Raw genomic sequence first — 20893 nt, forward strand, 5'->3', positions numbered from 1 at the left:
GTTACCAAACGCTACCATGGTAGCCGATCCATTCCACCTGATAAAGCTGGCCAACACTCGCCTTGATGAGGTGAGAAGAAGGGTACAACAGAACATCCTTGGTCACAGAGGCAGGGGTGGGGATCCCCTCTATCGCATCCGGCGACTCCTGACTATGGCCAAGGAGAGACTCACCGAGGGTGCCAACGCCAAACTTACTCACCTACTTGAACTAGGTGACCCAGACAACGAGGTAGCTACCGCATGGAGAGCCAAGGAGTCCTTACGAGAGCTCTATACCTATCGTGACCCAAAACTCGCTAGTGACCACCTCGATGCTCTTATCAGTGACTTCACCGACAACCAACGACCCCCCGAGGTCCAACTACTTGGGAGAACCTTGAAAAGCTGGCATGATGAGATCCTGGCCTGGCACACGTCCTTCGTGACCAATGGACCGACAGAGTCGATGAACAACCTCATTAAGCGGATTAAGCGCATCGCCTTTGGGATGACGAACTTTGCGAACTTTAGAATCAGAGCGCTCTTGGCGGCTGGTAAGCCTGACTGGTCACTACTAGCTACTGTTACCCCGGTGACAACGCAGATCTCTAGCGCACTTGGTTCGTAACAGGAACCAACCAACCCAATAAGTAAGACACCAGGGAGAACCCCCTTGGCCCCTCTTACCCGTTCACGGGTTGTGTAGCCTAGACCTCTCCGAATGACGGCTTCAATCTGGCCAATCACCTCAGAACGCTCAATAACTTGCCGATTCCTGGTCGATCTTGGTACCGGAATACCGCTTATTTCCGAAGATCCACAAAACGGCGCGGGGGTGCTGTCTTGGATTGAATAATTAGAAGGTTTGATCGGAGAACCGAGCGCAAGGGAGGAGTCAATGTCCCTTTTGCATAAATAAAAAGTTGCAGATGTCGATATGTAGCTCGTTATTGCGAGTGGTTTTGAAAAAATGCTATTTAGGAGATGGCGAGGCGGCTTCCCTCCGGTGGACATTTCGATGGATCTGCAATGCAATGCAATGGAATTGATTTTGAAGGATGTTTGCGAGGCCAGTTGGAGTCGCTTGGATTGGAGATCGAATTAGCTCTCGTCTGAAGTTGGATGGGCGCAACCATCAACCATCTCACTTGTTTTAAAGTGAAATCCTCTCCAAAACGTTGTCTTTAAAGCCCAGTTCAAAGGTCACTGCGTTCCGATACCGCGAACCCAGGTGTAACGAATGCTGCCCAAAGACACTACGATGTAGGCAGAGTGGGTCAAGATTTCTCCTTGATGACAACCATTTGCTCATGGCCGGTGCAGTAGGATCAAACGCTGCCTTCTGAGTTCGTTAATCTCTTTATTCAAATAGGCAGTGCTGTATTTAATTAGCACTGATCCTGATCCTTATCGATTGGAATTGAATGCAATTATCCCCTTTTCACGAGAATATGAGTCGAGTCTTGCAGCGTTTAGATGCAATTACTTCGCGAGTCAGTGCCACCGTTGTTATGGTGATCGTATTACTAACTTTCAATGTTATCTTGGCGGTCCAAGGTTTCCCAACGTCGTGGCAGGCAGCCTTTGCCACCATCTCAAACAGTGTGGTGTTGATTTTCCTGTTTTCTTTCAAGCACACCGAACACCGAGGTCTAGCGGCACTCCAGCTCAAGCTTGACGAGGTCATTCGTGCAATACCAACGGCGGACGACCACCTCGTTCAAATTGAACGTGCTGATGAGAACGAATTCGGAGCCCGGGAGAAGGAGCAAATCTCCGTGCATCAATCACTTAGGGGTTTTAGAGACGATACGGAATACTAACTAATATCGCTACTAGGGGTCCAACAGTACTTTGCTTTGAATGGTAAATTGGCTTGGCCCCCATTAAAGCAAAGGATAGATCGGATCGCTTAACGGTGGATTTTATTCATTGAGGTGGCCTGGTGAGCTATAGTGCTTCGACTAAAGACTGAGGCTTGATTGAAGATTGAAGATGGTGCACCATTGCATGGATTTGATTGGTCGGCACCGATTTATTCATTCTTAAGCCTGGTCGGTCGTGCATTTTTCGTTTTACTTGCTGTAATCGTTAGAACCAGATAGATTAAGTTACCAGCTTGCCGACTCTTTTCTGTCGGCCAAGCGAGGTAGTGGTCGAAAGTTTGGTTGGGATAAGCCAGAGCAAAAGAGGTACGCTAGTCTCCATTGCAGAGCGATCAGTGGTCGGTTTTTGGATGGTCGTACTTGTGGGAGACAGGATAGGTCGGCCGTCGATAATTACAGTGGTTGATATTTGACTAGTCGATTTTTTAGTACCGATGAGTCAATTTCCTCGATCGCTGATGAGCAAAATCAACTTATAAAACTAGATTGCAAAGCGTACGCTTGTGGCTAAACAAATGCCACGAAAGGCAAGGGTTGACCTTAGGTCGATCTATATGATTCATTGCGTCTGTAACCACAGCAGCGGGTGAAATTGGCACTCTCGATCCTTTGGTCGCTAGGGAATTCTTTGAAGCAAAATGGTGTGCGTCGGAATTACAACTAGCTCTTTTTGCTTTGGTCACCAGCGAGAGTGAATTGCTTTGCGCAAGAAAGTGTCGTAGATCTCATGTACATCGCGATCGATAGATCTACCCACCTCCAAATGGTTTGCGCTATCAATATTTTGCATCAGCTGTTCAATATTGCGTGCACCAGGAATGACAGTTGACACTTCTTCATGGAAGGCTATCCAGGCGATAGCGGCTTTGGAGGGTGTAATCTCATTCTGAAGCGAGCTAAATTGCGTCGATACTCTTAGACCTACCTCGTAGTCAACGCCTGAAAAGGTCTCGCCGACGTCAAATGCCTCTCCGTGGCGGTTGTAAGTACGATGGTCGTCGGGGGCAAATTGCGTTTTTGAATTGTAACGTCCTGAAAGTAATCCCGATGCTAGCGGTACTCGCGCGATGATTCCAACGCCGTTTTCTTTAGCGGCCGCGAAAACCTCGTCAAGTGGTTTGAGTCGAAACGCATTAAAGATGATCTGGATGGTTTCCACGTTGGGACGAGAGATTGCGCGAAGGGCTTGGGAACAAGTTTCGACACTGACTCCATAGGCGCCAATCCGTCCCTCTTCCACCAGGGAGTCAAGTTCATCGAAGATGTGGTCGCTATCGTAGACGTCATCGGGTGGACAGTGAAGTTGGGTGAGATCTAGTCGATCGACTCCTAGATTTGTTCTAGATCGATCTATCCAATCGACGAAATTCTTCCGATTGAACTCTCCGATTGATTGCGATGCCCTTCTCCCCATCTTTGTTGCGACGGTTATCGTTTCTCTATCGATCTTGGCTAGAAAGTCGCCGATTATAGTTTCGCTTCGACCATCGCCATAGACGTCAGCGGTATCAAAAAAGGTCACCCCACCTTCGTATGCGGCTTCAAGGAGTGCAGTTGCACTTTCCTTGGTGACATCGCCCCAGTCGGCGCCGAGCTGCCACGTTCCAAGGCCGATAATCGATACATTTTTTTTGGTTCGTCCAAGACGGCGTGTTTCCATGACTTTGATTATAGTCCTGCGGAATGAATCCTTTTTAGCTGACTAGGTTCGCTGTGTAATCGTTCCAATTGTGATTCGCCTAAGTTTACAAGCTAAATTTCCTCGCCATCTAATCATTGATGGGTAGCTCTCTAGAATGCTTGATCCGCTCGGGCTTTAGAGAGACTCTAATTTCGTGCGAGTCAATTGGTTCAGTGGGGTAGGTGTCAGTGCGCCGAAAAATGATGCCGAGATCACCAAAGTCAAGATATTTGATGATAGTTGAGCTCTTTGACCAACTGGTGATTTAGGTAATATCTTTAAAATATAATTACTCACGATATGGGTGACTCCCGCCATCGCCAAGCCTCGCCAAGACCAACTTTGTGACACGGTAGCGCCGTATCGATATAGCTGCAACTAAAGGGAGAGCGCAATTGAAATTTTGGCACGCCTAAATGCTGGGAGCAACTTTAGTGGGTTGCCTCTACGCGTCCTGATTACTTGCATGCCTTTAATGTTTAGGCTATAGCATTGTCGTTCATTCCGCTCGGTGATGCGATAGGCATCGCTTTCAGTAGTTTTGGGGCCAAAACAAAGGCGCTAGGCTGTGGCGAAGCCAGCGGTTATATGGCGAAGCGGTTGGCAAATGGCGGCGAGTTTGCCCTAGGCAAACGTTTGCAAAACCGTGTCAAGAGTATCAGAACGTCATGCTTCGCTTCGTTTTTGGAGATATAAAACCCATTACGATAGCTCAGTTGCCTATAGAGAGCTACCGTGAGTTGTGCCAATCTAATAAATAAAGACAGCTGAACTTTATTGCGCGGGTGACTCATCGAGCAGTACCTCGCAAACAAATTAGCACACGTGCAAGCTGCTTCTCTTTTTGGACGTCGGTGTCAGATCTCGACCGTTAAATCCGAAGTGCCGTTAAATGGGAGAGCTGCCTAAATGGAGAGTCGGTTGCTACATGGCTTGGCAATTTTCAATAAAGTATTAAAAATAAACGAGCCTGATTCCAAAACTACTTATTTAAATCAGTATTTCTCCTTAGCCCTACTCTCAGCTCATAGTTAGTCATAATCCTCATTGCAAGACGAAGGTGACTCTCCGATCCAATTGTGAGAATGGCTTTTTTGTTCCAGAAAAGTGCTTTACGGAGGTATCGATTTGGAGGAAACCCTTTCTAGCAAATTCGTTACCGTCGAATGCACCATAACGATCAACTCGCAATTGCCCTTTTGTGGCAGGTTCAAGGTGCATAGTGAGCTATGGGAATGAATGGTAAGAGCACAGCTGAAGTAGGTAATTTAAGTTGATCACCAAGGAAATCACCGGGCTTAGAGTTAGATGCCAGGAGGATCGAGGGCTGTAGGGTTCTCGTGTTACCTTCGGTTGCCATAGGGCTTAGGCGACTGGTAGCTTTTGGCCCAGCCGTAACTGACTATACCTCTTCAAATGGGCAAATCGAGCTTCCTAAATCAAACGACAGGTCAATTTGGAAGATGATGATTGAAACTGATACTGGCAAATTTTCCACCAAAGGCCGCTTGGTGTTTGACTAATTTCATCTCTAGCAGTGTCTGGTTTTCAAAAGCCATTTTATCGATTCCACCGGGTTGGTGTGGATCAGTTCTGAGGGGCAACTATTGGGGATCAACGGTCAGTTTATTCGTTATTGGGCGTTGACGTAGGGGCTTTGATTAGAGCTCTTGAGCTACCGAAAGAGAGCTGATTTGCTAATTGAGCGACCGATGAACTCGTCCTACGGTTCTTATGATGCGATGGTACTGAGGTGCTAATTTCACTCGACCATAATTTCCAATGCTATAAAAACGAGAATAGTTATAGCCCCCATAATTTCGCGGGCGAACTACGTCTCGTGAGCGGAACCCGATACGTAACTCACCGCTGAGACGATCGCAATGATTGTCAGAATTCGGGTACGCCAGTGTGGGTCACCGCTGTATCCTGCAGATCCTAAATGAGCTCTCTTTGAAAATTACAATCTCTTCTGGGGCTTTCTATCACTCCATTTGAAAGTAGCGGCCAGCAATATAGATAGGGTCGCAAGGTAGATAGCTAGGGTTAGGGCCGTGGTGCGACGTTTGATAACAAGTGTTGGAAATTCAGCGAGAATAGATTCGAAAGTAGTCAAGCTCAGGCATGTAATTGTTCCTTTAGCTATATGGCGGTGCTGTATTACTCTAATTTCCTAATTGTTGCCAAGATATCAACCCTTAAAGATGCTAAATCGTTTCCTAAGAAAGATAGATCCTATCGATATTACTTAAATCAATAAAGCCAATCCAGTGGCTACCTCGGATCAGTTGATTCGTCCAACGCCCAATCCATTTGCGCCAGCCTAGCTAAGCGAGAACGATTTCTTTGTATCTATTTACAGGAAAACTAAGGCGCAAGCCGGCTTCTTTTGTGGGTGATATCGTCACCTTGAGTTAATCGAACCCAACATTGATTATTATTTTGATGCCGTGATTGATAACTATGTTTGATAGCGATCAGCTCTGGATACCCGGAGCCGATCGGTAATGATTTATGGCTCTCATACCATTGGTGTTACCCGGAGAAGAACTCCCAGGGTGCGATCAGAAATCGAAAACAAAGGTAGCTTCGTGTGCATTCGCTGCTCAAGGTCGGTTGTCAGTTTTCAATTCCAACCGTAGGTATTTTTAACGGCGTGTCATCCGGAAGTGGCCTATTACTCCACAGGGAGTCTGTGTTAAGTGCTAGATAGACCGAGTTTTTAGGGAACCATCAATCATCTCCTTATAGAGGACCTAAGTTTTGATCCCCTAGGCGCTCTAGGTGGTTTAGTTTCGCACATTGCTCCATCACGAACGTACTTAGCTACAGTATTCCTAGATACACCGTCAAGTTTAGATATTTCGTGATAGCTGTGTCCTTGTGATCTTAATTCAATTAAATTCATTAATGTCCTGCCCTTGAAGCATTTGATTGCACCTGGGTGGTTTTGAATGTGCCACAGACAAGTCTTACTGGAGGGTGGGTCAATTTAATGTTGCTGATCCTGGGTCAATTTAATGTTGCTGGCAACAGAGAAGCAGTCCTGACAAAGACGGGACGAGTTGGTACTACCAGACAGCGCACGATATCCCCATGTCCCATCGATCCCTGAGCTGACAAAGACGGGACGAGTTGGTACTACCAGACAGCGCAGGTCCGGCTAACAAGCCAATGTGGTGTAACGAAAGTGAACCAGTGGTTGAACCCGCTTAAGCATGGAACCGACCCCAAATCTGGTAGATATGGGTCGGGCAGCGGTGCGTATCGTTCTTATGTAATAGGAGGGATAACTCGTGCAATGACTATTGACGCCAGTGTACGAGGTCATGGTGAAGGCCGCCGGCGTAACCATGACGAGGCCGCAGCGGAAGAGCTGGGCACCCATCCTGTCAAAGGAAACATGGTGAACATGGGAACCATTCCGAGGTCGCCCTCGCTCTCGCACATCCAGTGCGAAGACGGGCGGGCCCACCGTCGGCTGATGGCCTTGAGATGGGGCGGAGGATTCGTAGTAGTCAGAGGACGGGAAAGCCGTCTACAAGGGAAGGAATCCAGCGAACCCGTAGTAGAAGTACTGCAATGTCAGGAGGTCGCCGGTGAATACCGACGCATGTTGACCAACGCTAAGGTGAACATACCGGAGTCACAGTGCAGTTTGAACCCAGATCACTACATGGATGAAATCTGCTCTCTCGAGCGGCTCGAGCCGAGTGAACTCCCTGATGTCGGCTCGATTATCTCAAGGATTGCGTCAGTTGGCTAAGAGGCGTTGATATGAATAGCCGTATTGCCTTCCCGAAGAATGCACCGCCTTTCAACAGATAATCCGGGGTCGATTTGGCCCCCATTGGCCTTCACTCTAGGGATGTTTTGTCTTATTTGTGGTGGAGGCCAATGGGCGAAGTACTACATGGTAACTAGTGTGACCGTTATCCATTCCGAATTGAGAAGATGGGACGGGTGATTGTCATTTGCCGAGATCAAACGGACTCAGTGGCGTCTGTTTGGCGTGGCTTTGCCTCCCCGACCTCGTGGGGAACAGCTACGCTCTGTGGGAAACGAAGGCGGCGTAGCCGATTGGCGTTGGTGACAACTGACAGCGATGAGAGCGCCATGGCGGCAGCCGCGATCATCGGAGATAGCACGATCCCAAAGAACGGGTAGAGTAGTCCTGCTGCGATCGGGATACCTATGATATTGTATCCGAAGGCGAGCGTGAGATTCTGTCGGATGTTGCGCATTGTTGCTCTTGACACGCCGATGGCGATGCAGACTCCAGCTAGTGATCCAGACATCAGTGTTACGTCAGCGGCCTCGATAGCGACGTCGGTCCCGGTACCAATGGCTAATCCCACATCGGCTTTAGCGAGTGCCGGGGCGTCATTTATTCCATCGCCTACCATCGCCACTCGTCGACCCTCAGATTGAAGCCGCCCGATCTCTGCGGCCTTGTCCTCAGGGCGCACCTCGGCCAGCACCTTGTCGATCCCGACTTGTCGTGCAACGGCTTGTGCGGTGAGTTGAGCATCGCCAGTGAGCATGATAACTTCAAGGCCAAGTCGTCGCAGTTCTGCGACTGCCTCGATGGAGTCCTCTTTGATAGAGTCGGCGACCCCGAGAAGACCCGCTGGATTGCCGTCAATGGCCACAAGCATGGCGGTCTTGCCATTCGAAGAGAGCGTTCTCGCCTGATCGGCGAAGACAGAGTCGTCGACGCCCGCGCCCTGGAGTAGCCTGGCATTTCCTACGAGAACGACTCGACCGTCGATGATGGCGCGCACGCCTTGGCCGGTTATCGATTCGAAGCTCTGAGCCTTGGTCATCTCGGCATGCCTGTTGGCTGCACCTTCAACTATGGCAGAGGCGAGGGGATGCTCGGAATCGGCTTCAGCAGCAGTGGCGAGGCCCAACATTACCATGGGATTGGTATCACCGAAGGCAACGACATCGGTTAGAGATGGATGGCCGGCAGTTATAGTGCCGGTCTTATCTAGTACGATTGTATCGAGCTTTCCAGCGGTCTCAAGTGCCTCAGCGGAGCGGATTAAAATTCCCGAAGTAGCAGCTTTGCCGGTGCCAACCATTACTGCGAGCGGTGTAGCAAGCCCGAGAGCACATGGACAGGCAATGATCAAGACGGTAACCGCGGTGATTAATGCATATGTAAACACGGGCGTGGGGCCAGCGATGTACCAGATCGCAAAGGCTGCTAGTATGCTAAAGACCACCACGGGAACGAATACCGATGATACCTTATCTACGAGGCGTTGGATAGGAGCACTAGAAGATTGTGCACGGCGCACCATCTCGACAATCTGGGCGAGAACGCTGTCGGCTCCCACACGCGTCGCGCGGATCCGAAGCGACCCTGTGCCATTCATGGTGGCTCCGACTACCATGGCGCCGAGATCCTTTTCGATCGGGATCGGCTCGCCGGTCACCATTGATTCGTCGACCGCTGAGTGACCCTCAACTACTTCGCCATCGACAGGGATCTTTTCGCCTGGGCGTACGAGCACGAGGTCACCAGGGAGCACGTCCTCGATGGGGAGTTCGGCTTCGATCCCGTCGCGAATGACCCGCGCAGTCCGCGCCTGGAGGCCGAGTAATGACCTGATGGCCTGGCCCGTGCCAGCCTTGGCCCGGATCTCAATAAGACGTCCGAAGAGGATCAGGGTTAAGATGAATCCAACTTCCTCGTAGTAGACGCCACGTAGGCGCACTGGTGCGATCGATGGTGCGAGCGTGATTGTAAGGCTGTAGAGGAACGCGGCGAAAGTTCCGAGGGTGATTAGTGAGTTCATATCGGGGCTGCGATGCGCGAGACCAAGCCACCCGGCTCGGTGGATCGGCCATCCAGTGTAGATAAAGACCGGTGTGATTAATACGAGAGCGAACCATGGATTGACAAAGATTCCCGGCAGCCAAGTGGCGTTTAGAAAGTCTTTGGTCATTACGCCAAAGAGCACTGGAACGGTAAGCACGGTTCCGATAACAACTCTGCGTCAGAGGTCGGTGATCTCGGCCAGTCGCTCCGCGTCCTCAGAATCTTCATCGACTTCGGATTCTGAAGCACTTGGGTGCCCTGAGCCGTCGCGAACTACCGGTGGAACGATCACCGGTGTCTGAGATGGTGGAGGGGATGGCTTTTTGACCATGTCCATTTCGACTGGTATCTTCGTGGTGGTCGCTGATTTAAGATCGTCGCGTGTCCAACTGCCATCGTCGTTGATTACCTCGATAGTGGCGTGGAGCATGTTTTCACCGCATGAGATTTCATGGATTCCCACCTCCAGCACGCCCAGATCTACCGTGGTCTTTTCATGTGCTGGGAGCACCAGGTCGATCCCAAGGGAGGCAAGCACAACTCGATCCGAACATGCTCCGTCTTCGCGTCGATCAAAGATCAAACTGAGGGGGAGTCCCCTTAGGGCTCCCACCTTGTCCGGACGATAGCCACCATCAACGATTATGGTGGCTATCTGTTTGTCTTTGTTGGATGCGATTTCGGTTACTACTATTTTTTTGTCGTTCGTGGCGCCATTGTCAGTGTGGGTCGCGTCAATGACGGTGGTCTCTAGGGTATCGCCTTGATCTTGAGTGGCCTGGTCTTCCACGATTAGGAACCCGTGGATCATGTTCATTCCGCATACAAATCCGTATTCGCCAGGTCTAGCCGGGGTAAAGTCGAGGCTCGCCTCACCAAATGTTGGTAGCTCAGCTGAGACTCCAAAGTCAGGGAAGATAACCCTCGACGTGCAATCGCCGGACTCTTGTCTGTCAAAGACTAAGTGCAGAGGTACGCCAGCGTGAGCTAGAATTCGATTCGGGGTGTACCCACCTCGCACGGTGACTCGCACGGTCTGGATTCCGGCGACGACGTCGGTAGCGGTGACATGCTTTGGTCCAAAGAACCACCAACCTAGACCGCCTGCGACCAAGACGTCTGCTGCTAGGACCGTGACATCATTAATATTCATTTGCGGTACCTTTCTGTTTTGAAATAGTCAAATGTTGCCATTGCTTGTGGCCCATGTGCGCATTGTCATCACCATCACTGCGATGCAGGCGAGCGGAACGAATAGGAAGCTGATGCCAAGGGTATCTGTCATCAAGAGCACGACCACTATGAAGAACATGGGGACCCAGCTTGCGATCATCATCCAACTATGGCTACTATGATTTGGGTGGCTGTAGCCTATCGAGGCGCCTGGCTTTCTAATGTCCACGGTAGCTTTAATTGTGACCTTCCAAACGAGGCAGGAACACAACCGCACTTAGCATACAAAGCGCTTTGGCTGAGCGTATCGGCTAAAGCGAAATCGAGCACCATACCGATCGGTAGTACTTTGAGAACTGCGGAGAGCACGCCCCCGGCAGAGGTCAGGAGAACAGCGCTGGAAATGATGGACACAAGGCCGATAGCCACGCGACTGATTTTATCGCCGGGTGTGATGTTGATGCTTCGCGGTCGCAACCAGTTGGCCCCGAGGTCGAGATCTTGGCTTGGCCTCGATGGGGATTGGGTAGTTGTCGCCATTGCTTCATCTCGTCTCTCTTTTCTTGGTTGTAGTTTTTCAAAAATTAACTTTTCATCACATCTGTAATATCTGGGAGGCAATAGGTGAAGATACCCTAGGTGCTCCAGATCCAAGATAAAGAAGGCCTCAGGTAGCTTGGGGATCTCATCGAGCGTTGTAGGACTGTCAGTGTTGAAGTTCATCGTGGTCGGAGCGATCTCTTAGCTCAGGTCGCCTTATCGAGCGGTATCGCTGATACCTCCTGCAGCGATACCTAGTACAGTCGCACCTTTTGTCGCTATTTCCTGTGCAGCCATTACGTGGGTGGAGTAGATTTGAGCGAAAGAGATCCAAATGACGATTTGGAGTCGCCACTCGTCGTTTCTCATCTTTTTTTATCGGTGATAAACGAGTCAGCACCATGATAAGGCTCCTCGAGATCGAAACAAACTCGCTGACCACCTAGCCAGCGAGTTTGCGATCATCTTTTAATTCCGCTACCCATTGAGGTGCGCTCTCTATGGCCGATCGCTTCGTGAAGGCTTTGATACTCCTCAAGGTTGATCTCACCATTAGCAAGGCGTTGATCGATGGTGTGATGTGCTTCGAGGCTATGATCCGCGTGTCCAGGTCCCTGGGTTGCTCGTGCTAACAGGACATAGACTGCCCAAGCAATTAACCCCCAGAAAGCTATCATTGCGACCCACATTAGGCTCGCCTGCCAAAATACCAAATGACCTCCATACCAGAACATCATTACGACCACCTCCTTGGCCCGAAATTTCGGGCTTTCAAGCTAAGTATCGCTATGAAGTTACTAATGGATTAGAGGCTTTTGTCCACGCTCCCATCGATTATCGGCCCTCGTTTCGCGAAGGTCCAATTGTTTTACGGGCTATTTGTCTAAATTCACATGGCCGCCAATATTACATTGGCTGAGGATTTCTACCATTTGTTTGTAGGGTATATGAAAATGAAAACTCTCGACATTTGGAAACAGGTCCGACATTTGAAAACTAGCCCTTTGCGGAAATGGTCTGCCATCTGAAAACCCATACTGACTATGCGAGCTTCATAAAATGTACTAGTGGCCCGTAGTCACCGTTAAATCTGAAGTCCGGATCACTTGATTGAACTAGCCAGATTTGACGATCGATATGGACGGGAGCTGAGTTTGTTGGGTCAATTGCGAGATTGAAAGTCACGGATGAGCTTCCATTGAGTCATCTTTTGAGTCGCTGCGTCACGGTGTATGAGAAGGATGCTGTCTTATTCGCGAAGACAAGGAGGATCTTTTGATTTGAAGTCTCAGCGACAAAGGCCTTTGAACCTTCAATCTTCTCTATGGATCGAGTAGGGATCCGTTGGTCGCTCTGTCGTGGCTACTGGCGTGCGCCTCTATACAATACTGACAATCTGTGCGAAGGCGACTCATTAATTTTACTCCGCACGCTGCAGACCTGTTTCGGTGATAACCGTTATTAGGTTTGGCTCAATATCAGCCTTCCGGGGTTTCAGAAATGAATCGGTTCTGCGTTTTTTGCCAATTGCGACAGTTCGTCGTTACTGTCGATCAATTTGTCCCTCACCTCATTTATTGAGAATGTTTTACCTCTGGCGTTTTTCGCATAGATATGTTCCATCGACCTCAGGGAGAACTTTGAGTCATCCTGGAGGTTTCTCGTCTAAATGAAGATGCCATTTTGTAAAGCACGCCAGGATCAGAATTAGAGCTCGTGTTCATTGTGGGTTTGCGCTAGAGGTAACGCTACGACTGAGATCGTGATCGATAGATCTGTCATTGCGAACGTGTGATCTAATTTTAAGAAGAGATTACGCAGAACCGGGTCTCTCATGGGCTCTAAGTGCTTGCTTTGGCGCAACTTTGATCATCTCTGGAACTTTCATGTCACATCGGGTGAATTGTTTTCTGGTCAGATTGACGACAGGGTAAAGGGTTCACGAGCTAACGATATTGCCGACGATTATCTCAAATTTATAAGGAAGGCGCCCAAAGATCGCTCTTCGAGTCGTTTTTGATCTTTGACCCCTGTTTATTGTATTTATTGCAGAACCTGACCGAGCAGTCATCATCACTTTTAATTGATATCCTCTTGCTTTTGGCGGGAATCAAAAGGCGTTCATACACACAAAAGTGATCATAAAGATGACGCTAAGCCATTCAGCTTCCGCTTTGGAATTTGTTGTTCGGTCTTTTGTATTTTTAGATGGGGTTTCGTAATTATTTGACGAAATAGCGGTTCTAAGTGCAGTTTTTCGGCCATCATGTGGCATGTGCTTCTTAGATTTGAAGTCTCAAATTACAGGTCCATTTTCGAGCCCGCCGAACTGTTCGTGATTGCCGTCGACGAAGATCGTAACGCGGTGCGAAAATTCGAATCTATTTCACAGGTGGTATTGACGACCGCCGAAATCATGGGCCTAATGCATCTGGAAAGTCAAACGTTATCGACGCGCTCTATTGGCTATTCAACGCGGTGCGGGTTTCGCTAAGGTTTTGGGACGACGAAATAGCCTATGAGCCGTTTAGATTTGGAACTGGACCAATAAGTTCGACCAAATTCGAGGTAGAGATGTTGGTGCAAGAAGTTCGATACGTCTATCAAATTGAATTCGATCGCAATGGTATTCGCGCTGAATCTCTGTATAGCTATCCAGAGCGCCGGCGGCGACTCCTTTTTAGGCGTGAGGGTGGTCAATTGGAACTACGGCGTGGGATTACTTCATTATCTGGGATCCGAGAGTTGCTGACTAATACCATGATGGTCCTTTCTATAGCTGCAAAGCTTCAGGTTCGGGAAATTTCTTCGTTCGCTAGTGCACTTTCGGGCTTCGGATTCGTCGGGAACGTTTCATGGAATACGAGCAGATTCTCTAGGCCAACATGGCATCGATCCACTCAGAGAATCTTCGAAGAGGGCGACGGGATCGCAACACAATCCCTATTTGATGACATTGTTCCCGGAAGATTCACGTCTCGAGAGATGGCCATGGCCCTATTGCGCTTTGCGGATCTTGGAATCATCGAGGTGCAAATACCGCAGAATGTGCTTGAGGATCTTCCTAATACGCCACGGCTACGCAGTAATGCCCCCGGGAAGCAATTGAAATTAATTCATGGAGCACCAGGACAGGAGCTTGCTTTTGATTTTGCAGAGGAGTCAGAAGGAACGCGAAGGTGGTTTTCTCTCATTGGTCCAATTTTGAAGACATTTGAGTTTGGTCAGGTTCTAATTATAGATGAGATTGATGCGGGCCTTCACTCGAACTTGTCGGCGCGACTTGTTGAACTATTTCAGGATCCATCTGCTAATCCTAACAATGCACAGTTGATCTTTACGACTCATGACACTAGTTTGTCGAATCATCTAAATCGCGATGAAGTGTGGTTTACCGAGAAGGGTGCAAATGGATCAACGTCTCTGAAAGCTTTGGCTGAATTCAGCGGTGACATGGTTCGAAGGTCGTTAAATCTAGAAAAGGCATATCTCCAAGGGAGATTTGGTGGAATTCCATATCTCGATCAATTGGCGTTTTTTCGTTTACTTGGCCCTGTGGCGTCCTCGGATTAATGGCTAAGGCGGCATCCAATCGAATGAGAGCTGACAAAGGTAGTCTAGGTCGTAAAGTCGGAGATTTGAAGCCGAAAAGGACCTTTGTGGTCTTTTGTGAAGGAGCACGAACCGAACCTATCTATCTCAATGCGCTTAGGAGGTTAGGTAGCAAAACTTCTGTAGTTGATTTGAAGGTAATTTCTGGAACCGGTGATTCTGCACCTTTGAATTTGGTTTCAAAGGCGGTTAAGCTTGCAGAAAGAAACGATTGTGAAATTGATGAGATTTGGTGTGTTTTTGACGTTGATGATCACAAAACGATAAACCAAGCTATCAAGCTTGCGAAAGAAAACAATATTGAACTCGCGATTTCGAATCCTTGCTTCGAACTTTGGTTAATCCTGCACTTTTGTGATCATCGCAGTACGCTGAATTGCTCAAAGGCATCCAATATCCGAATGGTTTTCGATAATTCCAAAGGCAAAGAGGTTAATCCCAACCTGTATCTACCACGCCTTGCTACTGCCATTAAACATAGTGAGAGGCTCGATCAGATGTACGACCAGAATGGTTCAGAGCTCCCCAACAATAACCCATCTTCGGGAATGTATCGGTTGGTATCACGCCTTTAACGTGGTAGAAGTTTAGGATCGATTGCGGGCAATTGCGTGAAGCTATATTATCTAAATTGGTGTCACATGATTCAATTTAATCCAATACAGACGGTCAAGGATCTCATTTTATTGGAATGCGAAGTTTGAGTATCTGCGCCTAATTGCTCATCTAAATCCCAGCTTAAATTCTCATGGATCTGAAATTTCGCACTTGTCTCGCAGGACAGCAACGATGGTGAAATTGATGAGATTTGGTGTATTTTTGACGTTGCCGACCACAAAGCGCTGTTCCAAGCCGCGAAGATTGAAGATTGAAGGGTAGCCAAAAAGGATAGGGCTTAGCTGTCAGCCTTAACTGAGTAGGTGACTACCTTGCGACGTCGCAGCCAATTGAATAATTGGTAGATCGCAATATTTGCTATATCGACCGCATACGATGCGGTGCTGTTGATCTGGCGTTCAATTATGAAGCTCACCACTATTAGGACTGCAACCGTACCTAGCTGAATCCCACGTAGCCAGAATTTTGGCGCGGGATCGAGAGGCTTGTTGGGAACGAAGTCGGGGTGAGCGCGCCCTATGGCGTTTACAACCTGTGAAATGCTTGGATTTACTAGAGTCACATCGTCGATCACAAGCGTCGGGACGGTTTCGTTTCCCCCGGCGGCTTGTCGTACGAATGCCGCTCCCAGAGGGTCTTTCCGGATGTTGACTTCCTTGCTAAGGGAAACGCCAGCTAAAGCGAGTTCTCGTCGCAGGGATGAGCAAAATGGACATCCTTGACGCCAGTAAAGAGTCAATTGAGGTTGTTTAGACATGTCATGCAAAGCCCGGGTTGAGCTTGATTATTCCCTGTATTGGTTTATAGATTTATTTGTTGTACCTAATATGTTGTATTTTAATCGTTTGATTTGGCGCGAAATATTACGCTACGGTTGAAATCGCCTCTATGGGAGTTCCGGATTGCCATTTTTGGCTCGAATTTGAGCTATAGATCGGGTTACGCAATTGTCCCGGCTTGGTCCCCTTGGAACCAATTTCACCTCTGGATGTTTTTTTGAGCGGAATTTGCGAGTTGTCCATGGCGATTGCGATCTAGGGATCTCACTATCATCATAGTTCTTGGTTTTAATGCCCACAATCTAAGCTTGAAGTATGGCTGTTTCGGAATTTGAGCTTTTCAAAATTAATCGGTACTGCGATCAAAGAGTGCCAACTAGGGCGCGTGACCAAGTGCGGGTTGAGTCGTCAGTCAGAGGCAATACGGTTACAATCGTTGAGTGTCGGGCGCCTTGGCGTGAGTCGCTTACGGAGTGGACGAAGCATGAAGTTGCTCGCCTTCGCGTCAATGTTTCTACCGGTAAGTGGTCGCTTTTCTGGCGTGACCGTAATAACAAGTGGAATCCATATGACCTTGTCGATGCCGGTACGCTCGATGAGATGTTGGCGGCAATCGATGAAGACGTTACCTGTATCTTTTGGGGTTGAGAGCGCGCAGTTGGTCAAAATTCGACCCTTCGGGTTTTTGAGGGTACAAAGATGAGCGCTGCGGTAGTTTCTATCCTTCATGGGCGAGGAAGCAAACTTCAATATGTTGAACCATTTTGGTCTCAATGGCCGTAGCGGCCATCTAGCTTGGGGAAGGTTCATTGAACCCACTGGCTGATTTAAGGCGATAGATTCCACTTTGGTTAATATGTGAATTAGCTCTGGATCTTTTTGGATCCTTTAGGATGCAATATCGAAATAATCAGGCATCGACTATTGAGAATCAAAAGCTGACCCAGCCATCTTTGATGGGGACTTTCTCGTGCTTGTAATGGGAAGCTGCAATGATTATCAATTGCGGCCCAATCGATTCAGGCTAGCCTACTTAGAGCATCAGCAATTCTACGCAAATTCTCATGACCCATCTTTCCAAAAATCAACCTATTCTCCCAGCTAGTTGAGTATGTGGTCTTACGTTGGGACACTACAAATGCGTCGCAATGGTCTTGATCCGTTTAAGGGGATCACTAACTCCTAAGAGACGGTAGATCTCTTTGTGAACCGGCTCAGGAACACCACTAGTGCGGATGTGATAGACAACGCCTTTATCTGATGTAAGAACTATGGTGGCTCGGCGGTGACTGTTGAGTTGCTCTTTAATGGTTGACCATCTTCTCTTATCGTTATTTTGCCTCAAGGTCAGCTCAATAGCACTAAGGAGGTGATAGGCAAGTACTGAGATGAAGAGGTGAGCAGCAGTTCGGCTAGCTAGTTGATGATAGACCGGTCGAAGTCCAAGATCACTCTTGAGGGATCTAAAGGCATCTTCTACTTTAGTGAGAGTCGTATAGATATTCCAGATCTCACCTGCATCTAGCTCGCTATGGCTGGTGTCTATTACGTAGGCTCCCAATTGGATGATCCGATACCAATGTGAGCTTTGTATCCATAATGTAGATGGAGGAAATTATTGTGAAGTCGCAAAGGCATACCCCAGAACAGGTGCGCAAGAAGATCGTCGAAGGGGACAAGATGCTCAACGAAGGTGCAACCATAGTGACGTCGTCGCTTTGTTAAAAAAGCCTAAGGTGCTGCAGTTACCGATACGACTCGGCATCTTGGTAAGAGTACCTACGCCGCTATGAAGGGGACTAAAGCGAAGCTTACTCATTGGACTTGAATCTAAAGAACCGTCGCCTAAAGAGCATCGTTGCTGACCTATCTCTTGATATCGCAGTGTTTATGGATCTGGCGATAAGAAACCTCTAACCCTATAATGGCCGTCGTATGGTAGTTGACAAGGCTACAGAGACGATTCGGGATCTACTCCGTTAAGGTCAGCCTTTTGGAGGCCCAGCGTCATATTGCGTGGCGGGTTAGCTACAGCTCATTGCTGAGCCGTGCCTAACCGACAAACTTTTTTCACAGAAGCTCCTTCATCGCGTGACGGTAGGAATCGCCTTTTGATAGAACGCCGTTACCACTGTGAAATCGACTTCGTTAAAAGAACCTTTGACCCCTAGCCACCGTTAAATCCGAACTCCCACATTGTCCGGCCAACAAATCTGGACGCTGAAGGGTGACCGTGGACGTTCTGGAAACACTCTCGACAAGTACTTCAACTTGACGTTCATCGGCGAGCATTGTGTCGACGCCAAAGGTGCGCTCGGCGCTCAATTCCAAGCGTGGTCCGTTCGCGATCTTGGCCGTAGGTCATTGCACTTCGAAAGTCTTGAATGCTGCCGTGGCAGGTCTTGAATGCGCCCCGTGGATCCTTGATCCCCCGATCTCTGAAAAATTCCTTACGTCGACTCCGGTTGTTGGCGATTTGACCCAGGACTGAGCTTGAACTGTGCGGTCTTTCGACCGTAGCGACTCCGCGGTAGGGTAATCGGTCTCAACCGCCTGCACTGGTCCTCAGCACGCTGACGGCATAATCGGACGAAGTTGTCCAAGGGCGAATATCCCAGGTGGCAAAGCGATGCTCTACCGTGAGCCCGGCAAGTGCCAAGTCCATATCGAAGTCATAGATTGAGTAGCCGCGATCCAGGGCAAATCCGACTGCGATAGGAGCGTCCGAGCGAAGGTGCCGTGCTATCCGACCGAGCACCTGAGCGCCGGTGCCCGGCGCTAAGAAGAGCATGACATTTCCGGCGAGAACGGCCCCGTCGAAGGTTTCGGGGTGTTCCATCGCTGCTAGGTCTAGCTCCGCCAGGTCCGCCACCAACCATGTCGGGCCGGGGTGATCTTGCCGTGCAGCATCGATTAGCAGTGGGTCGACATCGACGCCCAGGACCTGGTGGCCCCGCCGAAAGAGAGCTGCGCCTACCCGGCCGGGACCACAGCCGGCGTCGAGGATCCGTGCGTGGGGGGCTACCAGTGCATCTATCAATCTTGCCTCGCCATCCAGGTCGGCGCCGTCGGCCGCCATTTTGCGGAACCGCTCGATGTACCACTCGGAATGGCCTTCCTGGTGGTCGGTAAACCAGCGCGGGACGGAGGACGCTTTTGGTTGATTAGTCATCTCTTTAGGTTAGAGGCCGCGCAGACAGGCAGTGTACCTATGAGCTGATAGTTAGGCGCCGAAGATAACATCTATCGGTAATTGACTTTTTTCTGGGCAAATGTAGGTTATACAAAAACCCAATACCATTGCAGGCGATACCATTATGCATGCACTTGACTCGGAGGCTGCAAATACGATCCGGGTCGCGATCGAAGCTCTCTTGCCAAATAAAAAAGATGTCCACCCACTTGGCTGTCACAGGTATGGCTCAACCGATCGACAAAGCCAAGCCGCGATGAGCGCGCCGACGAACTATGTGCCAATCGGGAACTGGGCGGCTCCTCAGTCGTTGTAGTGTCGACAAGCTCCACATCGATTGGGGAACTGTTAATGAAGGGCCAGGCTCGATGATTGATGGGCTGTTTTCAAATGCGACTAATGCCTTACTGCCGGCGACCTGGGATTAGTTACGATTGGCCTGAGCTAAATAGCGATCTCCCAGCAACTCTGGGTCTTTTGGTATAAATTCCAATTTTTTGGGGGCTCGTTGCTTGATTCAAACTCCGCTGTAGGCCATGAAACCTCCGTCTATCGGTATTGTGACACCGGTGACAAAGCCCGAAAGATTGTCGTCAGCCAGCCATATAAGAGTGCCGAGGAGGTCTTCGGCCAGGCCGAATCGTTTCATAGGGGTGTGATCGATAATCTTTTTAGACCTTTGGGTCAGCGACCCATCCTCTTGCATAAGTAGGTTGCGATTTTGATTTGTTAGGAAAAAACCAGGTGCTATTGCATTTACTCGAATTGAGACCTCTGATAGGTAGACCGCAAGCCAAGCGGTGTAGTTGTTTATCGCCGCTTTGGATGCAGAGTAAGCAGGAATTTTAGTAAGTGGCGTATATGCGCTCATCGATGAGATGTTGATTATGGTGGCGCCATTGAGACCGATCATATTTTTTGAGAAAACCTGAGAAGGTATAATCGTTCCAAGTAGGTTCAAATTGATTACGCGCTCGATCCCTTCGATCTCAAGGTCGTATAATGTTCGAGAATTCACATCGAGAAGGTCAGCTTCACTTAGGACCTCATCCGAGGTAGTGGCATCTTGATGATTGCCTCCCGCTCCATTTATTAAAATGTCACAACAACCAAACATCGATAGAGTCAATGCCTCTGCCGCTTTGACGCTATCTTTATCTAAAACGTCACAGGAGATCGCAATGGCGGTTCCTCCTCTTTGTTCGATCTCCGCCACGATTGACTCGCCTGTAGCTTTGTTTCGATTCAAAATCACAATATTTGTTCCGTGACGTGCAAGCTCTTTGGCCATAGCGCTAGTGAGAACGCCGCTACCACCGGTAATGACCGCGGTTTTGCCTTTTAGATTTTCATTCAGAGGGATCATCGTCGCCTTTATTCATTCCTGGATTATGTAGGATGTATCTGGACTGCCACTGGGCGCCTAAACCTGCTGTGGTCTTCTATGAGGATTATCTTGGGATTATATTGGGCGCCATGATAGAACGATCTGATTAGTCGAAACCCTTGTCAATGTTGTTTTTGTGGCTGCTGGATAAATACTCTTGTTGTCTCGGCGACCGCAATAGCAATTCTGCTAGTCCATTTTTTTTTGGGCCA

General features: G+C 48.9%; 15 protein-coding genes and 3 pseudogenes. 8 read left to right on the forward strand and 10 right to left on the reverse strand.

Annotation, left to right across the window (positions count from 1 at the left end; all coding sequences use genetic code 11):
- On the forward strand, positions 1–610 hold a 610-nt coding region (locus AXFE_RS15040), incomplete at its 5' end, for a transposase (protein WP_160291889.1).
- Between the two features lie 796 nt (positions 611–1406).
- Positions 1407–1805, forward strand: a complete 399-nt coding sequence (locus AXFE_RS15045; protein ID WP_052606774.1) for a low affinity iron permease family protein — start codon at positions 1407–1409, stop codon at positions 1803–1805.
- Between the two features lie 742 nt (positions 1806–2547).
- Here the strand turns inward: AXFE_RS15045 and AXFE_RS15055 are convergent.
- Complete coding sequence (locus AXFE_RS15055; protein WP_052606776.1) at positions 2548–3528, reverse strand: aldo/keto reductase; 981 nt, start codon at positions 3526–3528, stop codon at positions 2548–2550.
- 3223 nt (positions 3529–6751) lie between these two features.
- Here AXFE_RS15055 and AXFE_RS15070 point away from each other — a divergent pair.
- Complete coding sequence (locus tag AXFE_RS15070; protein ID WP_152626138.1) at positions 6752–7315, forward strand: hypothetical protein; 564 nt, start codon at positions 6752–6754, stop codon at positions 7313–7315.
- Between the two features lie 217 nt (positions 7316–7532).
- Here the strand turns inward: AXFE_RS15070 and AXFE_RS15075 are convergent.
- The 5 genes and pseudogenes from AXFE_RS15075 to AXFE_RS15090 all read right to left on the reverse strand — a co-directional run bounded on the left by AXFE_RS15075 (position 7533) and on the right by AXFE_RS15090 (position 11829).
- Positions 7533–10196: pseudogene (locus AXFE_RS15075) on the reverse strand (heavy metal translocating P-type ATPase).
- Positions 10179–10532, reverse strand: a pseudogene (locus AXFE_RS21645) (cupredoxin domain-containing protein); the annotation flags it as partial. The pseudogenes AXFE_RS15075 and AXFE_RS21645, both read right to left, overlap by 18 nt.
- Positions 10533–10750: 218 nt before the next feature.
- Positions 10751–11275: a hypothetical protein gene (locus AXFE_RS15085; RefSeq protein WP_052606782.1), complete on the reverse strand. Its 525-nt coding sequence runs from the start codon at positions 11273–11275 to the stop codon at positions 10751–10753.
- Positions 11276–11308: 33 nt separating this feature from the next.
- Positions 11309–11461: a hypothetical protein gene (locus AXFE_RS20125; RefSeq protein ID WP_160291890.1), complete on the reverse strand. Its 153-nt coding sequence runs from the start codon at positions 11459–11461 to the stop codon at positions 11309–11311.
- A 92-nt stretch (positions 11462–11553) separates the two neighbouring features.
- Entirely contained in the window at positions 11554–11829 is a 276-nt protein-coding gene (locus AXFE_RS15090; RefSeq protein ID WP_152626139.1) for an SHOCT domain-containing protein, read from the reverse strand.
- Positions 11830–13570: 1741 nt separating this feature from the next.
- Between AXFE_RS15090 and AXFE_RS15100 the strand changes: the two genes are divergently transcribed.
- On the forward strand, positions 13571–14665 hold the full coding sequence (locus AXFE_RS15100; protein ID WP_052606785.1) for an AAA family ATPase: 1095 nt from the start codon (positions 13571–13573) through the stop codon (positions 14663–14665).
- 23 nt (positions 14666–14688) lie between these two features.
- The gene (locus AXFE_RS15105; protein WP_160291891.1) at positions 14689–15279 is read left to right on the forward strand and encodes an RloB family protein; all 591 of its coding nucleotides are present in this window, start codon (positions 14689–14691) and stop codon (positions 15277–15279) included.
- 320 nt (positions 15280–15599) lie between these two features.
- Here the strand turns inward: AXFE_RS15105 and AXFE_RS18680 are convergent, their stop codons facing one another.
- Positions 15600–16079 (reverse strand): glutaredoxin domain-containing protein, encoded by a 480-nt coding sequence (locus AXFE_RS18680; RefSeq protein ID WP_082058813.1) that lies wholly within the window; start codon positions 16077–16079, stop codon positions 15600–15602.
- A gap of 337 nt (positions 16080–16416) precedes the next feature.
- Here AXFE_RS18680 and AXFE_RS15115 point away from each other — a divergent pair, with 337 nt between their 5' ends.
- Positions 16417–16749 (forward strand): DUF3024 domain-containing protein, encoded by a 333-nt coding sequence (locus tag AXFE_RS15115; protein ID WP_052606787.1) that lies wholly within the window; start codon positions 16417–16419, stop codon positions 16747–16749.
- 484 nt (positions 16750–17233) lie between these two features.
- Here the strand turns inward: AXFE_RS15115 and AXFE_RS15120 are convergent.
- A pseudogene (locus tag AXFE_RS15120) lies at positions 17234–17674 on the reverse strand (IS1634 family transposase); the annotation flags it as partial.
- 720 nt (positions 17675–18394) lie between these two features.
- On the opposite strand from AXFE_RS15120, the gene AXFE_RS15125 reads away from it, so the two are divergent.
- Positions 18395–18592 carry a hypothetical protein gene (locus tag AXFE_RS15125; RefSeq protein ID WP_052606789.1) on the forward strand — a complete coding sequence of 66 codons (198 nt, stop codon included), beginning with the start codon at positions 18395–18397 and terminating at the stop codon, positions 18590–18592.
- A 54-nt stretch (positions 18593–18646) separates the two neighbouring features.
- Here the strand turns inward: AXFE_RS15125 and AXFE_RS15130 are convergent, their stop codons facing one another.
- Complete coding sequence (locus tag AXFE_RS15130) at positions 18647–19273, reverse strand: class I SAM-dependent methyltransferase (RefSeq protein ID WP_052606790.1); 627 nt, start codon at positions 19271–19273, stop codon at positions 18647–18649.
- A gap of 145 nt (positions 19274–19418) precedes the next feature.
- Here AXFE_RS15130 and AXFE_RS15135 point away from each other — a divergent pair, with 145 nt between their 5' ends.
- Positions 19419–19610: a hypothetical protein gene (locus tag AXFE_RS15135; RefSeq protein WP_052606791.1), complete on the forward strand. Its 192-nt coding sequence runs from the start codon at positions 19419–19421 to the stop codon at positions 19608–19610.
- A gap of 201 nt (positions 19611–19811) precedes the next feature.
- Here the strand turns inward: AXFE_RS15135 and AXFE_RS15140 are convergent, their stop codons facing one another.
- Positions 19812–20660 carry an SDR family oxidoreductase gene (locus AXFE_RS15140; protein WP_052606792.1) on the reverse strand — a complete coding sequence of 283 codons (849 nt, stop codon included), beginning with the start codon at positions 20658–20660 and terminating at the stop codon, positions 19812–19814.
- Between the last annotated feature and the right edge of the window lie 233 nt (positions 20661–20893).

It is taken from the genome of Acidithrix ferrooxidans (assembly GCF_000949295.1).
Lineage (GTDB): Bacteria > Actinomycetota > Acidimicrobiia > Acidimicrobiales > Acidimicrobiaceae > Acidithrix > Acidithrix ferrooxidans.

What these genes read in the sequence shown, in the direction of transcription:
- AXFE_RS15045 (WP_052606774.1), top strand. Translation starts at nt 1,407, where the DNA reads ATGCAATTATCCCCTTTTCACGAGAATATGAGTCGAGTCTTGCAGCGT.
- AXFE_RS15055 (WP_052606776.1), bottom strand. Translation starts at nt 3,528, where the DNA reads ATGGAAACACGCCGTCTTGGACGAACCAAAAAAAATGTATCGATTATC.
- AXFE_RS15085 (WP_052606782.1), bottom strand. Translation starts at nt 11,275, where the DNA reads ATGAACTTCAACACTGACAGTCCTACAACGCTCGATGAGATCCCCAAG.
- AXFE_RS20125 (WP_160291890.1), bottom strand. Translation starts at nt 11,461, where the DNA reads ATGAGAAACGACGAGTGGCGACTCCAAATCGTCATTTGGATCTCTTTC.
- AXFE_RS15090 (WP_152626139.1), bottom strand. Translation starts at nt 11,829, where the DNA reads ATGATGTTCTGGTATGGAGGTCATTTGGTATTTTGGCAGGCGAGCCTA.
- AXFE_RS15105 (WP_160291891.1), top strand. Translation starts at nt 14,689, where the DNA reads ATGAGAGCTGACAAAGGTAGTCTAGGTCGTAAAGTCGGAGATTTGAAG.
- AXFE_RS18680 (WP_082058813.1), bottom strand. Translation starts at nt 16,079, where the DNA reads ATGTCTAAACAACCTCAATTGACTCTTTACTGGCGTCAAGGATGTCCA.
- AXFE_RS15115 (WP_052606787.1), top strand. Translation starts at nt 16,417, where the DNA reads ATGGCTGTTTCGGAATTTGAGCTTTTCAAAATTAATCGGTACTGCGAT.
- AXFE_RS15130 (WP_052606790.1), bottom strand. Translation starts at nt 19,273, where the DNA reads ATGACTAATCAACCAAAAGCGTCCTCCGTCCCGCGCTGGTTTACCGAC.
- AXFE_RS15135 (WP_052606791.1), top strand. Translation starts at nt 19,419, where the DNA reads ATGCATGCACTTGACTCGGAGGCTGCAAATACGATCCGGGTCGCGATC.
- AXFE_RS15140 (WP_052606792.1), bottom strand. Translation starts at nt 20,660, where the DNA reads ATGATCCCTCTGAATGAAAATCTAAAAGGCAAAACCGCGGTCATTACC.